This window comes from Mesorhizobium sp. M0664 (assembly GCF_040320565.1).
Lineage (GTDB): Bacteria > Pseudomonadota > Alphaproteobacteria > Rhizobiales > Rhizobiaceae > Mesorhizobium.
The window spans coordinates 92,866-109,552 of record NZ_JAMYPW010000007.1 but is presented as its reverse complement, the minus strand read 5'-3'; the positions used below and the strand labels follow the sequence as shown (position 1 = coordinate 109,552).

Annotated in this window: 17 protein-coding genes; 8 read left to right on the top strand and 9 right to left on the bottom strand. The window is 62.7% G+C overall.

The features are described from left to right. Positions 1-20: 20 nt before the first annotated feature. Positions 21-1,238: an FAD-dependent monooxygenase gene (locus tag NKI39_RS11275; RefSeq protein WP_352831833.1), complete on the bottom strand. Its 1,218-nt coding sequence runs from the start codon at positions 1,236-1,238 to the stop codon at positions 21-23. Between the two features lie 19 nt (positions 1,239-1,257). Beyond that, on the bottom strand, positions 1,258-1,503 hold the full coding sequence (locus NKI39_RS11270; protein WP_254820632.1) for a zinc-finger domain-containing protein: 246 nt from the start codon (positions 1,501-1,503) through the stop codon (positions 1,258-1,260). Between the two features lie 149 nt (positions 1,504-1,652). Here NKI39_RS11270 and NKI39_RS11265 point away from each other — a divergent pair, with 149 nt between their 5' ends. From NKI39_RS11265 to NKI39_RS11255, 3 genes are all read left to right on the top strand, one after another. Continuing rightward, positions 1,653-3,854: an RNA degradosome polyphosphate kinase gene (locus tag NKI39_RS11265; protein WP_352831831.1), complete on the top strand. Its 2,202-nt coding sequence runs from the start codon at positions 1,653-1,655 to the stop codon at positions 3,852-3,854. Beyond that, complete coding sequence (gene ppx, locus NKI39_RS11260) at positions 3,854-5,386, top strand: exopolyphosphatase (protein WP_352831829.1); 1,533 nt, start codon at positions 3,854-3,856, stop codon at positions 5,384-5,386. The genes NKI39_RS11265 and ppx overlap by 1 nt, the downstream gene beginning before the upstream one ends. 63 nt (positions 5,387-5,449) lie before the next feature. Next, positions 5,450-6,073 carry a hypothetical protein gene (locus tag NKI39_RS11255; RefSeq protein ID WP_352588586.1) on the top strand — a complete coding sequence of 208 codons (624 nt, stop codon included), beginning with the start codon at positions 5,450-5,452 and terminating at the stop codon, positions 6,071-6,073. Between the two features lie 18 nt (positions 6,074-6,091). Here NKI39_RS11255 and NKI39_RS11250 read toward each other — a convergent pair whose 3' ends face one another. The 5 genes from NKI39_RS11250 to betI form a co-directional block, all read right to left on the bottom strand. Next, positions 6,092-6,505, bottom strand: a complete 414-nt coding sequence (locus NKI39_RS11250; RefSeq protein ID WP_352588583.1) for a DoxX family protein — start codon at positions 6,503-6,505, stop codon at positions 6,092-6,094. Positions 6,506-6,645: 140 nt separating this feature from the next. Next, positions 6,646-7,080: a DoxX family protein gene (locus NKI39_RS11245; RefSeq protein WP_352831828.1), complete on the bottom strand. Its 435-nt coding sequence runs from the start codon at positions 7,078-7,080 to the stop codon at positions 6,646-6,648. A 158-nt stretch (positions 7,081-7,238) separates the two neighbouring features. Next, the gene (fumC, locus tag NKI39_RS11240; RefSeq protein ID WP_352588580.1) at positions 7,239-8,636 is read right to left on the bottom strand and encodes a class II fumarate hydratase; all 1,398 of its coding nucleotides are present in this window, start codon (positions 8,634-8,636) and stop codon (positions 7,239-7,241) included. A 264-nt stretch (positions 8,637-8,900) separates the two neighbouring features. Then, a complete protein-coding gene (locus tag NKI39_RS11235) occupies positions 8,901-9,659 on the bottom strand; it encodes an SDR family NAD(P)-dependent oxidoreductase (RefSeq protein WP_352831826.1) in 759 nt (252 codons plus the stop codon). Between the two features lie 113 nt (positions 9,660-9,772). Further along, positions 9,773-10,411: a choline-binding transcriptional repressor BetI gene (gene betI, locus NKI39_RS11230; RefSeq protein ID WP_352541621.1), complete on the bottom strand. Its 639-nt coding sequence runs from the start codon at positions 10,409-10,411 to the stop codon at positions 9,773-9,775. 86 nt (positions 10,412-10,497) lie between these two features. Between betI and choX the strand changes: the two genes are divergently transcribed. Genes choX through NKI39_RS11215 form a run of 3 tightly spaced genes read left to right on the top strand, consistent with a single transcriptional unit; the run spans position 10,498 to position 13,746 of the window. Next, on the top strand, positions 10,498-11,433 hold the full coding sequence (gene choX, locus NKI39_RS11225; RefSeq protein ID WP_352831824.1) for a choline ABC transporter substrate-binding protein: 936 nt from the start codon (positions 10,498-10,500) through the stop codon (positions 11,431-11,433). Further along, positions 11,430-12,290, top strand: coding sequence for an alpha/beta fold hydrolase (locus NKI39_RS11220; RefSeq protein ID WP_352831822.1), 861 nt, complete (start codon positions 11,430-11,432; stop codon positions 12,288-12,290). The genes choX and NKI39_RS11220 overlap by 4 nt, the downstream gene beginning before the upstream one ends. Then, complete coding sequence (locus NKI39_RS11215) at positions 12,193-13,746, top strand: amidase (protein ID WP_352831858.1); 1,554 nt, start codon at positions 12,193-12,195, stop codon at positions 13,744-13,746. Before NKI39_RS11220 ends, NKI39_RS11215 begins: the two co-directional genes overlap by 98 nt. A gap of 46 nt (positions 13,747-13,792) precedes the next feature. Here the strand turns inward: NKI39_RS11215 and NKI39_RS11210 are convergent, their stop codons facing one another. Beyond that, positions 13,793-14,587, bottom strand: coding sequence for an NIPSNAP family protein (locus NKI39_RS11210; protein WP_352831820.1), 795 nt, complete (start codon positions 14,585-14,587; stop codon positions 13,793-13,795). Here NKI39_RS11210 and NKI39_RS11205 point away from each other — a divergent pair. Both NKI39_RS11205 and NKI39_RS11200 read left to right on the top strand, forming a co-directional pair. After that, entirely contained in the window at positions 14,519-15,136 is a 618-nt protein-coding gene (locus NKI39_RS11205) for a hypothetical protein (protein WP_352831861.1), read from the top strand. The two genes, NKI39_RS11210 and NKI39_RS11205, sit on opposite strands and share 69 nt — an antisense overlap. 186 nt (positions 15,137-15,322) lie before the next feature. Beyond that, complete coding sequence (locus NKI39_RS11200; RefSeq protein WP_352831856.1) at positions 15,323-15,916, top strand: LmrA/YxaF family transcription factor; 594 nt, start codon at positions 15,323-15,325, stop codon at positions 15,914-15,916. Positions 15,917-15,975: 59 nt separating this feature from the next. Here NKI39_RS11200 and NKI39_RS11195 read toward each other — a convergent pair whose 3' ends face one another. Beyond that, entirely contained in the window at positions 15,976-16,569 is a 594-nt protein-coding gene (locus NKI39_RS11195) for a hypothetical protein (protein ID WP_352831819.1), read from the bottom strand. Positions 16,570-16,687: the final 118 nt, after the last annotated feature.

Below are 16,687 nucleotides of genomic sequence, written 5' to 3'. Positions count from 1 at the left end.
ACTTAGGACCGCCGAACGTCCTACGCCCGCCAGCCGTAGAGCCAGTCGAGATCGGCGGCGAGTTTTTCGGGCGAGCGCATCGCCAGGAACAGGTTGCGGGCCATCGCCACCGGCCCGGCCGCATGCCAGGCGAGGCGATTGACGGCGCCGCGGCGGGCGACCTGGGCGACGCGCGGCCGCCGCGCCTGTTCCCAGGCGGCAAGCGCCCCCTCAAGATCGGCTGTGGAGGCCGCAATGAAGCCGGCAAGGGTTACCGCGTCTTCGATCGCCATCGCCGCGCCCTGTGCGGCAAACGGCGTCATCGCGTGCGCCGCATCGCCGGTCAGCGCGATGCCTTCCGGCGTCGTCCACCGCCGCTGCTCGACTATGTGGATCGGCCATGCCGTCCACGGCGCGGCCTCGTTCGCCAGGCGGACCAGCGCCGGCGCGGCGCCACGCATGGCGCTGGCGAGGCTGGCGGGGTCGGCATGCCCTGACCAGCCCTCGGCGATGCGCTTGCCCTTGGTGAAGGCCGCGAGGTTGAAGACAGTGCCACGGCTGACCGGATAGGCGACCATATGGAAGCCTGGATGGAGGAATGCGGTAACGCAATCGGGCGCACCGATCGCCCTGAAGGCTTGTCCGGCAAGGCTGTCCGCGGCCACCGTGGCGCGCCAGGCAAGCTCGCCCGAGAATCGGCTTCTGCCGAATTCGGCCGCCTTGCGGGCCAGTTTTTCTCGCACCGACGACCAGACGCCATCGGCTCCGACCAGCAACGATGCTTCGGTTTCGATGGTCGTGCCGGCAATCTCGACTGTTGCGGTGATGCCATTCGGTCCGGTTGCGACGCCGCCGACGCGGGCACCGGTGACAAGCTCGATCTCGGGCCGCTCGGCTATCCGCTGCATCAGCGCTGACTGCAGATCCGCGCGGTGGGCAACGAGATAGGGCGCTCCCCAGCGCGTTTCGGCCGCCTGGCCAAGCGGTACGCGCGCCAGCTTGCGCAGCGTGGCGGCATCCTTGAGCACGACCGCCTCCGGGCGCACCGACGTCGGCAGCAGCCGATCGAGTACGCCGAGCTGCCGTAGGATGCGCGTCGCGTTGGGCGAAAGCTGGATACCGGCGCCGGCAGCCTCGAGGTGCTGCGCCTGTTCGAACAGTTTTACCCGATAGCCGCGCTCGGCGAAGGCCAGTGCCGCGGTCAGCCCGGCGACGCCCGCCCCGGCGATGACCACCTGCCGGGACTGCGTTTCCTGCATCAGGCTTGTCGCGGAAGAATCAGGCGGCCTGGTCGATATAGAGGCAGCCCGGCGGCTGCGTTTCCAATGCCTTCAGTTTCGGCGAATAGCGATAGAGCGTCGAGCAATAGGGGCAGACCTTTTCATTGTCGTCGCCCATGTCGAGAAATACATGCGGATGGTCGAAAGGCGGATTGGCGCCGGTGCACATGAATTCCTTGACGCCGATGTCGATTGCCGGATAGCCCGCATCGTTCTGGAAATGGGGAATGGAACCGCCTGCCATCGTCGTCTCCTGATCTTGTCGATTGCATCTGGATCATAACCCGTCTCTTTGCAAGATCGATGAAATGAAACTGTCGCAAAAGCCTGTCAGAGGATAAGTTAAGCCGGTTAAGGCTGTGCTCGTCGAACGGTGTGGGAAGAGCGGGAACCATGAACGAACTGAAGCCGGTGCAGAACGAATTCATCACCGTCGAGGCGGCGAGCCCCGAAGGCGGCAATCCCGATCGCTTCGTCAATCGCGAGTTTTCCTGGCTGCAATTCAACCGGCGCGTGCTCGAAGAGTCGCTGAACGCCAACCATCCGCTGCTCGAGCGTGTTCGCTTCCTGTCGATATCGGCCGCCAACCTCGACGAGTTCTTCATGGTCCGCGTCGCCGGTCTTGCCGGCCAGGTGCGCGAAGGCATCGTGCTGAAGAGCCCGGATGGGCGCACTCCCGAGCAGCAGCTCGAACAATTGCTGCGCGAGGTCGAGCGCCTGCAGGAGGACCAGCAGAACAGCCTTTCGGCGCTGATGCTGCTGCTCGACAAACAAGGCATCGAAAGCATCACCCGCGATGCGCTGACCAAGGACGAGAAGACCTGGCTCGAGGACCATTTCCAGGAGCAGGTATTTCCGGTCCTGACGCCGCTGTCGATCGACCCGGCGCATCCGTTTCCGTTCATTCCCAATCTCGGTTTCTCGATGGCGCTGCAATTGCGCCATCGCAAGAACGGCGAGGAAATGAGCGCGCTTCTGCGCCTGCCGGTGGCGCTGAGGCGCTTCATCCGTTTGCCGGATCGCAAGCATCATGTCCGCTTCATTCCACTTGAAGAGGCGGTCAGTCTCTATATCGGCAAGCTGTTCCCCGGCTATGAGGTCAAGGGCTCCGGCACATTCCGCATCATCCGCGACAGCGATATCGAGGTCGAGGAAGAATCAGAGGATCTGGTGCGGCTGTTCGAGACGGCGCTGAAGCGGCGACGCCGCGGCTCGGTCATCCGGATCGAGTTCGACCGGCTGATGCCGCCCGAATTGCGCGACTTCGTCGCCGGCGAGCTTGGCGTTTCGGCAAGCCGGATCAGCGTGCTCACCGGTCCGCTGGCGCTCAGCCAGATCTCGGAGATCGTCGCCGTCGCCCGCGACGATCTGAAGTTCACGCCCTACAATCCGCGCTTCCCCGAGCGCATCCGCGAGCATGGCGGCGATTGTTTTGCCGCGATCCGCGAGAAGGACATCATCGTCCACCACCCCTACGAATCCTTCGACGTCGTGGTGCAGTTCCTGCGCCAGGCAATGGCCGATCCGGAAGTGGTGGCGATCAAGCAGACGCTCTATCGCACCTCCAACGACAGCCCGATCGTACGCGCTTTGGTCGACGCCGCCGAGGCCGGCAAGTCGGTGACCGCGCTAGTCGAGCTCAAGGCGCGTTTCGACGAGGAAGCCAACATCCGCTGGGCCCGCGACCTCGAGCGCGCCGGCGTCCAGGTCGTCTTCGGCTTTCTCGAACTGAAGACCCATGCGAAGATGTCGCTGGTGGTGCGCCGCGAGGATGGCAGGCTGCGCAATTACGTGCATCTGGGCACCGGCAACTACCACCCGGTCACGGCACGCATCTACACCGACCTGTCCTTCTTCACCACCGATCCGACGATCGCGCGCGATGTCGCCCAGCTGTTCAACTTCATCACCGGCTATGCCGAGCCGGCCGAGCAGATGCGGCTGGCCATCTCGCCGTTTACGCTGCGCGACCGCATCCTCCAGCACATTTCGGATGAGATCAGCCACGCGCTGGAGGGCAGGCCGGCCCGCATCTGGATGAAGATGAACGCCTTGGTCGACCCGATCGTCATCGATGCGCTCTACGATGCCAGCCGCGCCGGCGTCGAGATCGATCTCGTCGTGCGCGGCATCTGCTGCCTGAGACCGCAGGTGCCCGGCCTATCGGAGAACATTAGGGTGAAGTCGATCGTCGGCCGTTTCCTCGAGCACAGCCGCATCTATTGCTTCGGCAACGGCCACGGCCTGCCCTCGGACGGGGCGATCGTCTATATCTCCTCGGCCGATCTGATGCCGCGCAATCTCGACCGCCGCGTCGAGACCATGGTGCCGATCACCAATCCAACTGTGCATGAGCAGGTGCTCGGCCAGATCATGCTCGGCAACATCATGGACAACCAGCAAAGTTTCGACGTATTGGCTGACGGAACCTCCCGGCGCGTTGTGCTGGAGGAGGGCGAGGAACCGTTCAACGCGCAGGAATATTTCATGACCAATCCGAGCCTGTCCGGACGGGGCGATGCGTTGAAGTCGCATGCGCCCAAGCGCATCGCGCAGTTCAAGCGCCGCAAGAAACAGAACGCAGCGACGGGCTGATGATTTCAGCGTCCCAGGGCCGGCTTCAGGACCGCCGACCGCTGTCCATCATCGATATCGGATCGAACTCGATCCGTCTTGTCATCTATGAGGGGCTGGCGCGTTCGCCGACCTTGCTGTTCAACGAAAAGATGCTGGCCGGCCTCGGCCGCGGCATCGTTTCGACCGGAAAGCTCGATCCCGAGGCGGTGACGCGCTCGATGGAAGAGTTTCGCCGCTTCCGCGCGCTCTCCGACCAGGCCGGCGCCGAGCGCATGTATGTGCTGGCGACCGCCGCCGCTCGCGAGGCGGTCAACGGCCCCGACTTCATCCACCGCGCCGAGGATGTGCTCAAGACCGAGATCCAGGTGCTGAGCGGCCGCGAGGAAGCCCATTATTCGGCGCTCGGCGTCATCTCCGGTTTCCACCCGGCCAACGGCATCGCCGGCGACCTTGGCGGCGGCAGCCTCGAACTGATCGACATCGACGGTGAGACGATCGGTGACGGCATCACGCTGCCATTGGGCGGCTTGCGCCTGCAGGACATGGCGAAGAACTCCCTGACCCAGGCGGCAAGGATCACGCGCGAGCAACTGGCGCGGGCGAAATTGCTGAAGGGCGGGCAGGGCAGGGCGTTCTACACGGTCGGCGGCACCTGGCGAAATCTCGCCCGGCTACACATGGAAATGACCAACTACCCGCTAGGCGTCATGCACCATTACGAGATCGGCATCGAAAGCGCCGCGAACTTCCTCCGGCAGGTTGCTAAGGCCGAGATCGACAAGATCAAAGGCATCGAGGGCATCTCCAAGAACCGCCGCTCGCTGCTGCCCTATGGCGCCATCGTGCTGCAGGAGATCATGGCGGCGATGCAGCCGTCGAAGATCATCGTGTCGGCGCTGGGCGTGCGCGAGGGCTTTCTCTATTCGCTGCTCGACAAGGCCGAGCAGAAAGCCGATCCGCTGATCTCGGCGGCGGAAGAGCTTGCCCGCCTGCGCTCGCGCTCGGTCGACCACGCGCATGAGCTTGTCGAGTGGACCGGCAAGGCGTTCGCCGCCTTCGGCATCGACGAGACCAGGGATGAGGCGCGCTACCGCCACGCCGCCTGCCTGCTCGCCGATATCGGCTGGCGTGCCCATCCCGAATATCGCGGCAAGCAATCGCTCAACATCATCGCCCACGCCTCCTTCATCGGCGTCGATCATCCCGGCCGCGCCTTCCTGGCGCTTGTCAGCCTGTTTCGCCACGAGGGCGTGTTCAATGAAGCCGCTCCGGAAATCCGCGGACTGGCGACACCGCGCTATCTCGAACGGGCCCGCGTGCTGGCGGCGCTGCTGCGCGTCGTCTATCTCCTGACGGCGGCAATGCCCGGCGTCATGTCGCGACTGAAATGGGAAAACCGCGGCAATGGCGTGCTGGCGCTGGTGCTGCCGGCAGCGCTGGCCGATCTTTACGGCGAGCGGCCCGCCGGCCGGCTGGCACAACTGGCAAGGGTCACCAACCGTCGGCTGGTGCTGGCGGTCGAGGGCGGGCCTAGCGTTTCAGTGAAGTAGTTTCAGGCACGACGCCAATTGCATGTGGCAATTCGCTGCGAGCTCCACGCTTGGGAGAAGATCGTGAAATCCAGTCAAATCCTGCTGCTGCTTTCCATCCTGCCATTGTTGATTTTCGACGCGGCCAGAGCTCAGACGGTTTCCAAGGTTTCCGTTGCTGCAAAAGGCGCGTTTGAGTTTGACAAGAGTTATCCAAAAGCCGCAGACGGAAAAACACTGTTCAATTTGCTCACAGGTTTTCTAAAACCTAAAAGCGGACAAAAGATAAACTATTTTGTATTTAGAATAAGCGACGAAATGATCAAATTTCAAAGATCGATTTCGATGAACACGTTTTATGCGGACGTTAATCTCTGTCCTGGCGCTGTCGATCGAACCGTGTCCGTTCATCAGCCCCTCGGCAACTTTCTTGAGCCTGTCGCGGGCCGAATCGACCTGTTGCCATACGTTAAGAGGGCAAGCCTGATCCAACTGCGCAACTACCTGTATGTCGCGATTGACAGCAATCTTCGGAGCTACTCCCCCAAGGGGGCAGATCAATATGGATATGAATGGTTGCCGATCGCGGTACAAAGCAGACAGGTTTGCCTGACCATCAGCGTCGGCCGAATGGGGCATGGGGGCTTCCTCTCTCAGCCCATAAACATAACCAGGCTTGCGGAGTTCGTCTTTCTCGACAGCAAATGAGCCGAGCCGGGCGGCAGCTTAGCCAGTCCCTGCAGCCATCCGGCCGTCGGCCGACCATGCACCCGCGCCAGCCATCGCCAGCGCCAGAAAACCGCCTGATATCGCGATGTCCTTCATCAGCATCTGCGAATGCATGAAGGTCAGCGTCGGATCGCCGCCGCCCTGGCCATAGTGGCCGATGAACGCTGTCGCGACGCAAAAGGCGGCGAGCAGCAGCGCCACGATCGGCGTCTTGAAGCCGACGAGGATGAGCAGCCCGGCGATCAGTTCGAACAGCCCGGTGCCCCAGGCAGCCAGCGTCGGCAGCGGCAGGCCAAGGCCGGCGAAATAGCCGGTCGTGCCGGCAATGTCGGTCAGCGCGTGGAAGCCGGACGGCACGAACAGTGCGGCGAACAGCAGTCGGGAAAGCAAAAGCAGCGCATTGCGGGGCATGGTAACCTCCGTTGTCGGCCGGGTGGCCAAGAGCCCGATCCTAGCAGAATTCCGGTCAGCGGACCGACAGGCACAAACGACAACGAAAAAGGGGCGCGGAAAATTCCGCGCCCCTTTTGTTCAGGAAATGCTGGACTGCTTCAGCCGCGCTTGGCGTCGATCGAATACGCGCCTGGGCCCGAGGAGGCGAGCACGAGGAAGCCGCCGGCAATGCCGAGGTTCTTCATGAAATTGATCGTCTGCATCTGATCGGCCCAGCCGGTGTGGGCGACCAGCGCGGTGGCGACGGTGAAAATCGCCATTACCCAGCCGACGATCCGGGTCTGGAAGCCGACGAGGATGGCCAGGCCGCCAAGCAGTTCGATAAGGCCGACGACAATGGCGGTCACCATCGGCAGCGGCAGGCCAAGGCTGCCGAAATAGCCGGCGGTGCCGGCAATCGCCGTCAGCTTGCCGAAACCCGAAAGCAGGAAGATGACCGAAAGCAGGATGCGGCCGAGCAGGATCGTGCCCGAGGCGCCGGCGGCGGTGCCGGAACCGGCAAACGAAGTATTGGCGGACGTGCTGGTGGACATGCGTAACTCTCCAGAAGGATTTGGCCAAACGGCTTGGGATACCCGTCTAGTTAGCGCAGGCCGACTGTTCACCAAAGATGCCAGATTGGTTACGGATTGTTCACCAAGGTAACGTTTTCGCGATCAACATGGGTGTTGAGATCCAGGATATCAACGCCCTAGCCTGGATGCGTCATGTCCTCCGGCCGCACCAGCCGCTCATAATCGGCTTCGCTGACCAGCCCGGTGGCCAGCGCTTCCTGGCGCAGCGTGGTGCCGTTCTTGTGCGCCGCCTTGGCGATCTTGGCGGCGTTGTCGTAGCCGATCGTCGGCGCAAGCGCCGTCACCAGCATCAGCGAACGGTCGAGTGCTGCCTTGATGTTGTCTTCGCGGGCCTCGATGCCGACGACGCAATTGTCGGTGAACGACACGGAAGCGTCGGCCAGCAGCTGTACCGATTGCAGGAAACAATAGGCCATCAGCGGATTGTATACGTTGAGCTCGAAATGGCCCTGACTGCCGGCGAAGCTGATCGCCGCATTGTTGCCGAACACCTGCACGCAAACCTGCGTCATCGCCTCGCATTGGGTCGGATTGACCTTGCCTGGCATGATCGAGGAGCCCGGTTCGTTTTCCGGCAGCGACAATTCGCCGAGGCCCGAACGCGGGCCGGAGCCGAGCAGGCGGATGTCGTTGGCGATCTTGAACAGCGCCGCCGCGCAGGCATTGATGGCGCCGTGCGAGAAGACCATGGAATCATGGGCGGCCAGCGCCTCGAACTTGTTCGGCGCGGTGACGAAATCGATGCCGGTGATCGCGGCGATGCGCGCCGCCACCTTTTCGGCAAAACCGACCGGCGCATTGAGGCCGGTGCCGACCGCGGTGCCGCCCTGCGCCAGCTCCTGCAGGCCGGGCAGGGTCATTTCGATGCGCTTGACCGACGAGGCGACCTGCGCCGCGTAGCCGGAGAATTCCTGGCCAAGCGTCAGCGGCGTCGCGTCCTGGGTGTGGGTGCGGCCGATCTTGACGATGTGGGCGAAAGCCCTGGTCTTGGCCTCGAGTGCCGTATGCAAATGTCTTAGCGCCGGTAGCAGGTCGTGAGTGATGCGCTCGGCGCAGGCGATGTGCATGGCCGTCGGATAGGTGTCGTTCGACGACTGGCTCATGTTGACGTGGTCGTTGGGATGCACCGGCTTCTTCGATCCCATGACGCCGCCCAAAAGCTCGATCGCCCGGTTGGAAATCACCTCATTGGCGTTCATGTTGGACTGGGTGCCTGAGCCTGTCTGCCAGACGACCAGCGGGAAATGCTCGTTCAGCTTGCCGTCGATGACCTCCTGCGAGGCCTCGATGATGGCCTTGCCGATCGCCGGATCGAGCCGCTTCAGCTCCATATTGGCCTCCGCTGCCGCCCGCTTGACGATGCCCAGCGCCCGCACGATCGACGCCGGCTGTTTCTCCCAGCCGATCTTGAAATTGGCAAGCGAACGCTGCGCCTGCGCGCCCCAATAGCGGTCGGCGGCGACCTCGATGGGACCGAACGTGTCGGTTTCGGTTCTGGTCTCTGGCGCGCTCACGAAGTCTCTCCGGTTTGCAATTTGCAAACGGCGTATCGCGTTGCACAAATGCCTTCAAGCGGAGATTGCGGGTGACGGGAATGCAAATCGGTTGAAGGTGCTGGCAATCTCCCCACTTGAGGGGGAGATGTCGCCGAAGGCGACAGAAGGGGGCGGTCAGGTCTTGACGCAACTCCCATAGCGGACGGAACAGGCTGGTGTTCCACGCGAGACGACCCCTCTGGCCTGCCGGCCATCTCCCCCTCGAGGGGGGAGATCGCAACCTTACCCCGCCGTGTATCCTCCATCCACGGCGAAGATTCCGCCGCTGGTCCATGCCGCTTCGTCGCTGGCGAGATAGACCGCGATGCCGGCAAGGTCGCTGGTCCGGCCGATGCGGCCGAGCGGATAGCTGCGCTCGACATAGGCCTTGAGCTCGGCTTGCGCGGCCTCAGGCAGGTTTTCGATCGACCTGCGCCGCATCGCTGTGTCGACCGTGCCGGGCGCGATCGCGTTGACCCTTATGCCGCGCGGCCCGAGCTCGAAGGCGAGCGACTTGGTCAGCGAATTGAGCGCGCCCTTCGACAGCGAATAGAGGCTGGACGGCCGCTTCGGGATCATCTTGTGCGCGAAATAGGACGAGATGTTGATCACCGAAGCCGCACCCGGCGCGAGATGCGGCAACAGCCGTTGGGTGAGAAAGAATACCGCCGTGACGTTGAGCGCGAATGACTGCTGGAACTGGTCCTCGCTGACGGTCTCGAACGGCACAAGGAACGCTACGCCGGCATTATTGACGAGGATATCGACAGGTGGGCCGCGCCTGGCATGCTCGACCACGGCATCGATGCCGGCAATGGCCGACAAATCGGCCGACAGCGTGTCGACATTATCCCCGAGCTGCTTGCGGGCGGCGTCGAGTTTTTTGCCGTCGCGGCCGACGATCAGCACGTCCGCGCCTTCGCGCAAGAAAGCCTCGGCGATTGCCAGCCCGATCCCGTCCGAGCCGCCGGTGACCAGTGCCCGTTTGCCGCCTAGTCTCATCCAACACTCCCGCGTATTGCCGTCTTGTCTGGTAAAGGAGAGCAGCGCCGTTGCCGATTGTGGTCAAGCCGCCGGCTTATCCTTCAATATGAACTTTCGGCTGATGCGCCTGTCTATTCGGCAGCGGCTGCACCGCGCCGAACAGCCAGCCGCGTAGCGACGAAATCCTTCACCTGATGAATGGCCTGTTCTCGCGTGACGCTGCCGGGTTGCAGGCCAAGCCGCAACCACAGCCCGTCGATCAGGGCGGTGACGCCGAAAGCGATCTCGTCAGCATCGCGTGCCGGCGCCAGACCGCGCAGGCCGGACAGCAGGTTGGAGCGCATGCGCGCATGGATCACCTTCTGGATGCGGGCAAGCTTTTCGTCGCGCGGAACCTCCGCGCAAAGTGAAAGCCAGGCGTGGCAGAGGGACGGCTGGAAGAGATGCGGCTCGAAATTGCCTTCGATGATGGCCTCTATCCGTTGCATTGGCGTGCGCGCCTGTCTCAGCCGCTCGACCACCGCATGCCGCAGCACCAGGTTCGATTCGCGCATGGCATGCTCGAACAGCTCCCGCTTGCTGTTGAAATAGTGCAGCACGATGCCTTTCGACGCGCCGGCCTGTGCCGCCACTTTTTCTATGGTGGCGCCAGCTATGCCTTCGCGCTGAAGCACGGCAAAGGCGGCTTGCCGCAGCTCCTTGCGGCGTATGTCGCTGAGACGCTTGAGTTTCACGGGCCGGATCCATGCATCGAAAACCGACGTTGACATTTTCGTCCGTCGAGATCAAGAATTGACCAGTGGGACAATATAAAAACCAGGCGGTCAACACTGTTGGTGAAATGAGGAGAACCGAAATGCTTCGTAGCCTTGGAATGGGCGCCTCGCTCTGCGTCCTGCTGGCGATCCGGCCGGCCTTTGCGGCTGAACCTGAGCAATGCGAGGTCGTGCGCATGGCCGAGCCTGGATGGAACGACCTTGCCTTCACCACCGGCGTCACCAGCGTCTTGCTCGATGCGCTCGGCTACAAGCCGGCAAGCTCGCTTCTGGGCATCAACGTCATCTATGAATCCTTGAAGAACAATGATTTGGACGTGTTCCTTGGCTATTGGGATCCGGCGATGATCACCTACTACGAGCCCTATAAGAAGGACGGCTCGGTAGACGATGTGCGCGTCAATCTCGTCGGCGCCAAATACACCTTTGCCGTGCCGAGTTACGTGTGGGAGGCCGGCGTCAAGGATTTTGCCGACCTGCAAAAGTTCGCCGACAAATTCGGCAGGAAGATGTACGGCATCGAGCCGGGCTCGAACCAGCTGATGATGGACGCCATCGCCGATAAGTCGCTCGGCCTCGATGGCTGGCAGGTCGTCGAATCGAGTGAAGCCGGCATGCTTTCCGAGGTCGGCTACGAGATCAAGGAAAAGCGCTTCATCGTCTTCCAGGGCTGGGCGCCGCATCCAATGAACACGATGTACGACTTCAAATATCTGAGCGGCGGCGACAAGTTCTACGGCCCGAACTTCGGCGCCGCGACGGTGACGACGCAGGTGCGCAAGGGCTATCTGCAGCAATGCCCGAATGTCGGGCAGTTGCTGAAGAACCTCGCCTTCGATATCGATTTCGAAAATCTCGGCATGGGCTATCTCATCAACGACGGCATGAAGCCGGAGGAAGCCGGCCTGAAGGCCCTCAAGGAGAATCCGGATAGGCTCGGCGCCTGGCTTGCCGGTGTCACCACATTCGATGGCAAGCCCGCGCTCGACGCAGTCAAGCAGCAGCTCGGCCTGTGATATCGGCCGATCAGGCGGGCTGGAACGGCCGCAAGCGCAGGGTCGGTGCCGGCCGCACTGAAACGGCCTGCGTCGAAATCGCCGGGCAGGAGCCCGCGCTGGTGCTGGTGCACGGCTTCTCCGACACGAGCCGCAGCTTCTCCTTGCTGGCGCCGCATCTCGCCGGGCGCCGGCTTGTCATTCCAGACCTGCGCGGGCATGGCGCCTCGCTGGCCGGGACACGCGGCTTCGCCCCAGCGGATTTCGCGGAAGATGTGGCGAGTTTGATCGAGCGATTGCGGCTCGAGCGGCCGGTTCTGGTCGGGCATTCCCTGGGCAGTATGGTGGCGATCGAGGCAGCCGCACGCTACGCCGAGATGATCGGCGGCCTGGTGCTGATGGCCGGAACGCTACGGCCGCAGATCGGTGAGGACCACCCGATGACCATTGGTGTGCGGGCGCTTCGAGACCCGATATCGCCGGCCGATCCGTTCTATGACTATTGGCATGCCTGCGAGGCCGAGGTTCCAGCGGAATTCCTGACCATGACTGCGGAGGAGGCGTCAGCCATGCCGGCGGCACTCTGGCGCGCAATCCTGGAGCAGGTTCGGCGCATCGATCTGACCGACAAGGCGCGCATGCTGCGCCTGCCGGCGCTTGTCATTGCTGGCGCGCACGACCTGCTCTTCGACGAAACGCACCAACGGCGGCTCCTCGAAGAAATCCCTAGCGCCGCGTTCGTGAGCGCGGTGCGATGCGGACACAACCCGCACTGGGAGGATCCGGCATTGGTCGCGGCAGCCATCGGCCGGTATTTCAAGCTCGGTACCAAAGCTGGACCCCAGCCGACAGCCGAAGCGACAGGTAGTCCGGGCTGAGAGCAGTCATGAATCTTTCCGAATACGTGGCGTTGGATGCCGTCGCCCTGGCCGCGCATGTTCGCTCGGGCGAATTATCCGCCGTCGAGGTCGTCGAGGCGGCTATCGAAGCGATCGAAAGCGTCAATCCCGCCCTCAATGCCGTGACGCTGATCGATGCGGACCGGGCGCTTTCCGTTGCGGCAAGCTGCAACCGGCAGGCGGCACTCGCCGGCATTCTTTTCTGGTCAAGGACACCGGCGTCAATGTACGGGAGTGGCCGACGACGCACTCGTCGCTCTACTTCAAGGATGCCGCGCCGAAGCCCGACAGCGAGATCGTCCGGCGCTGGCGGGCCGCCGGTCTGATCTTGCTGGGCAAGACAAACACGCCTGAATTTGCCAACGACTTCGTCACCGAACCCAGCTTTCGCGGCCCCACCTCGAACCCCTGGGATCCTTCGCTGACGGCGGGCGGCTCAAGCGGCGGAGCTGCTGCCGCGGTGGCGAGCGGCATGGTGCCGGTCGCCCACGGTTCCGATATCGGCGGATCGATCCGGGTGCCGGCTGCCTGTTGCGGCGTGTTCGGCATGAAGCCGTCGCGCGGGCTCACGCCTGTCGGGCCTGGTCGAGGTCAGGTCGGCGCCGGGCTCTACGCCGAGAACGTCCTGTCCCGCACCGTTCGCGACAGCGCCGCCATGCTGGACATGACTGCCGGTCCAGAACAAGGAGCGCCTTACTCCGTGTCCAAATCGGTGCCGTCCTACCTGGATTGGTTGTCTTCGCCCGGCGAGCGTCTGCGCGTCGCGTGCCTGGCGCACCGGCCGGACGGCACGCCCGTCGCGTCCGAGATCGGGGCAAAATTCCAGGAAGCCATGATCCTCCTCGAGGAAATGGGGCACGAGGTCACAGAGGCGCGTTTCCCGCGGGAAGCCAGCGCCGAAGCGGACTGGAGCATCTTCTGGATGTCGGAGATCGCGCGGCTGGTTGACGAGCGCGCCGACGAGATCGGGCGGATGCCGGGGGCCGGCGAAATCGAAAGCCTGACTCGTCACGCGCTCGACTGTTTTCGGCGATCCTCGGCCGCCGATTATCTCAGGGCGCAGGACCATGTGCACAGCGCTTCGCTGGCGATGGCGATGGCGTTCGATGGGTTCGACCTGATCATCACGCCGACGACGGCCGAGCCTACGCCCCGGCTTGGCGCCATCCATGGCGATGGTGCTCTCTTCGATTACGAGGCTTGGGCGAGCCGGGCCTACGGCTTTGCGCCTTTCACAGAAATCTTCAACGTCACCGGCCAACCGGCCGCCAGCCTGCCGCTTTTCCAGTCGAAAGACGGCCTGCCGATTGGCATCCAGCTCATTGGCCGCAAGAACGAGGATCACCGGCTGCTGCGCGTTTGCCTTGATCTGGAGCAGGCAACCGCATGGACCACGCGTTACCAGGTGATCCATGGCAGGCATTTTCAGGCGTGAACCAGACAGGGGTTCAGTGCACATAGGTGGCTTTCAACGGCGTTGGTCACGCCGGCGTTGGCTGTCCGAGCAGCGACCGCGCCGTGGGCGCCAGGCGCAGAACCTCCACGGGCCTGGCCAAATCCCGCTGCGCGGCCTGCTCGAACACTTGCCACTCCGGGGATGCGGCCAAGGCTGCCTCATGGCGGGCATGCGCTTCGGTGCTGTCGAAACCCGTGATGCTGATGAAGACGTTTTCGCCGGCCCGCACCGGCAACCGCGGAAAGCTGTTTTCGGCATGCTCGGTAACGAAGGCGGCGAGCGGCGACGCGCCAAATGCGGCGAGCACCGGAAGGGCCGCGGTCTGGAAGCCATTGGCGAAACGGGCTTCCAGGCCCGGTTGCAAATGATGAATCCTGATGACAACAATTGCCTGCAAATCGCTGCTTGCGCTCGGTTTTTCGAGGTCCGCCTGGGGTAATCGTTTCGATCCCGAGAGGTCTAGGTTCGCGCCCGGCCAGGCCGGCTTCAGCAGCAGCACGTCGTCGGATGAGATCATCGTGGCGTTGGCGGCGTCGCGCCACGCAGCCCAGACCGGCCCGTCGTAGAAGGCGGTCAGAGCGTTTTTCCGCGCTTCCATACCGTCGAAGCCGCGCAGCCAGACGAACATATCCGGCCGGTCGAGATCGCGGAACTGGCCGATGATGGTCATCCCCGCGCTTTCCTGGCCCTCGATCAGGTAACCGTCGAAGATGCCGATCAGCGTCTCGCGCCTGCCGGGTTTCAGCGTGTATTGCCTGAGTTCGACGACGGGCGAGGCGAGCAGATCGGATTTAGGCACGGCGTTCAAAGGCAGGTTCATCGCTTAATCTCCAAAACAGGACAGTCATCCTGTTTTACAAAACAGACTGGTTGTCCTGTTTTGTCAATCTGCTATCGTGTGAAGATGTCAGCAGAGATATCCGCTCGCCCAAGTTCGCGTGCTCAAAAACGCACCAACGACCCCGAAGGCATGCGCAAAAAGGTGCTCGATGTGAAGCAGCCAGAAGCGCCAAGGGACCCCGAAAGAGAATACGTTGAGGCTGCCATATTGCACCGTCAACTACTTGAAATGGGGGATGTCAAAGGATCGAATGCGGCTCACGACCGCTTAATCCGCGCAATAAGAGAGATCAGGAACCGACCTGATCTTGGCCGATCTTTTCTGTTGGGAACCCTGAGGCATACAGACGAAAATGTCAGGTTCTGGAGTGCCGGGCACCTTTTGCCACTCGAAGAAAAAATGGCTCTTGCCGATTTGAAGAGCCTCGCAAGAGACGCGAAATCGTCGGTGGTTAGTTTAAGTGCCGATGTGACCGCAACGGAGTGGCGAAGAGGCACGCTGAATATTGATTGGTTCATGAAAGAGTAGAAGCAGCGCCTCGTCCGAATCGATCACTGGGCGTTGGCGGCGTCGCGCCAAGCAAACCCTACCGGCTGTTTTACAAAACAGACCGGTTGTCCTGTTTTGTCAATCTGCTATCGTGTGAAGATGTCAGCAGAGATATCCGCTCGCCCAAGGTCGCGGGCTCAAAAACGCACCAACGACCCCGAAGGCATGCGCAAAAAGGTGCTCGATGTCGCCGAGGAGGCGTTTCAGGCACGCGGCTATCATGCGTCCAGCATGGGCGACCTGATGGCGACGGCGGGCGTCACCGGCGGCGCGCTGCACCACCATTTCGCGACCAAGAAGGCGCTGGCGCTCGCAGTGATCGAGGAGCGGGTCGCCGCCGCCGTAGAAGAGACATGGATCGCGCCGGTGCGGATGGCTCCCTCAGCGCGCGAGGGCGTGCGCTCCGTGTTCGCGGCCGTCGCGGCGGAGCTGGAGCGGCAGGGTTTCGTGCGCGGCTGCCCGCTCAACAACCTGGCGCATGAACTGTCGCTTGCCGATCCGGATTTCCGCATTGCCCTTGCCAGCATTTTTTCTACCTGGCGTCAGGTGATCGCCGACAAGATCAGGGCCGACCAGCAGGCGGGCCGGGAACAGGGCATCGATCCGCAGCGCTTCGCAGCGTTGGCTGTCGCCAGCTATTCCGGCGCCATGTCGATGGCCAAGACCGCGCAGGACGCAAGCGTGCTGCGCGATTGCCTGATGGCATTGGAACAGGGAGTCACGAGGCGACGTCGCAGGATACTGCACAGAGCGCTTTAACGCTGGCAGGACAGAGGCCGCAGTCGCTGATATCGCGACCGAGGCGGGAGGCCGAGCTCTTAATTCGGCAGCGGCTTGATCAGCTCGTAGCCGACCACGCTTTCGGCGCTAGTGCCCTCGTCATAGCGCCTGGCCACAACTGCCTGCAGGTCGGGTGCGTAAAGCGCGGTGAACTCGTCCCGCGTCTCGCCGGCCTCGCTCCTGATCGTCTGGTTGACCGCGAGTACGGAGTATTTGCAGTCACCCAGGCTGAACGTCTCCTTGCCCTTGACGTTGATCTCCAGCGTCTCGGTGCCCTTCGGCGGCTTGTTCGGTGCAAGACGGGCAAACACGATCTTGCTCTTGGCACCCGCCTTCAGCGGGAACACCTTCCTGAGATCGGAAAACGGGATCATCGCCAGCTGCCCCGTGCTGCTGTCGCGAAACACCTCGATCAGCCCGCCGAACAGGTACTGCGACTGCGGCGATTGCGACTGGTATTTGTTGGCAACCGCCACCATTCCGCCCGCCGCCGGGCGAAATTCGCTGTGGATGCCGGGCCTTTCGAGAATGAAGCCGGCCTTGGCCGATTTGGCGTCGATGCACCCGGCGCCATGCGCTGCGCTCGTCACCGCCAGAATCGCCATTGTCATGCCGATGGATGTAGCTTTCATGGCGTCCTCCTTTGCCCGCGCAAGTTGAATGCCGAAAGCAATGCCAGACCTGGGAGAACGTGTCGACATACTTTACGAGCAACTGGACTGCCGGTCCCCGTCGTGCTGAATTTTAGCG

Bases quoted from the DNA above. Each gene is read 5' to 3' on its own strand.
- NKI39_RS11245 (WP_352831828.1), bottom strand. From the start codon at position 7,080: ATGTCCACCAGCACGTCCGCCAATACTTCGTTTGCCGGTTCCGGCACC.
- NKI39_RS11210 (WP_352831820.1), bottom strand. From the start codon at position 14,587: ATGAACCTGCCTTTGAACGCCGTGCCTAAATCCGATCTGCTCGCCTCG.
- NKI39_RS11270 (WP_254820632.1), bottom strand. From the start codon at position 1,503: ATGGCAGGCGGTTCCATTCCCCATTTCCAGAACGATGCGGGCTATCCG.
- ppx (WP_352831829.1), top strand. From the start codon at position 3,854: ATGATTTCAGCGTCCCAGGGCCGGCTTCAGGACCGCCGACCGCTGTCC.
- NKI39_RS11275 (WP_352831833.1), bottom strand. From the start codon at position 1,238: ATGCAGGAAACGCAGTCCCGGCAGGTGGTCATCGCCGGGGCGGGCGTC.
- NKI39_RS11195 (WP_352831819.1), bottom strand. From the start codon at position 16,569: ATGAAAGCTACATCCATCGGCATGACAATGGCGATTCTGGCGGTGACG.
- choX (WP_352831824.1), top strand. From the start codon at position 10,498: ATGCTTCGTAGCCTTGGAATGGGCGCCTCGCTCTGCGTCCTGCTGGCG.
- NKI39_RS11250 (WP_352588583.1), bottom strand. From the start codon at position 6,505: ATGCCCCGCAATGCGCTGCTTTTGCTTTCCCGACTGCTGTTCGCCGCA.
- betI (WP_352541621.1), bottom strand. From the start codon at position 10,411: ATGTCAACGTCGGTTTTCGATGCATGGATCCGGCCCGTGAAACTCAAG.
- NKI39_RS11235 (WP_352831826.1), bottom strand. From the start codon at position 9,659: ATGAGACTAGGCGGCAAACGGGCACTGGTCACCGGCGGCTCGGACGGG.
- NKI39_RS11200 (WP_352831856.1), top strand. From the start codon at position 15,323: ATGCGCAAAAAGGTGCTCGATGTCGCCGAGGAGGCGTTTCAGGCACGC.
- NKI39_RS11265 (WP_352831831.1), top strand. From the start codon at position 1,653: ATGAACGAACTGAAGCCGGTGCAGAACGAATTCATCACCGTCGAGGCG.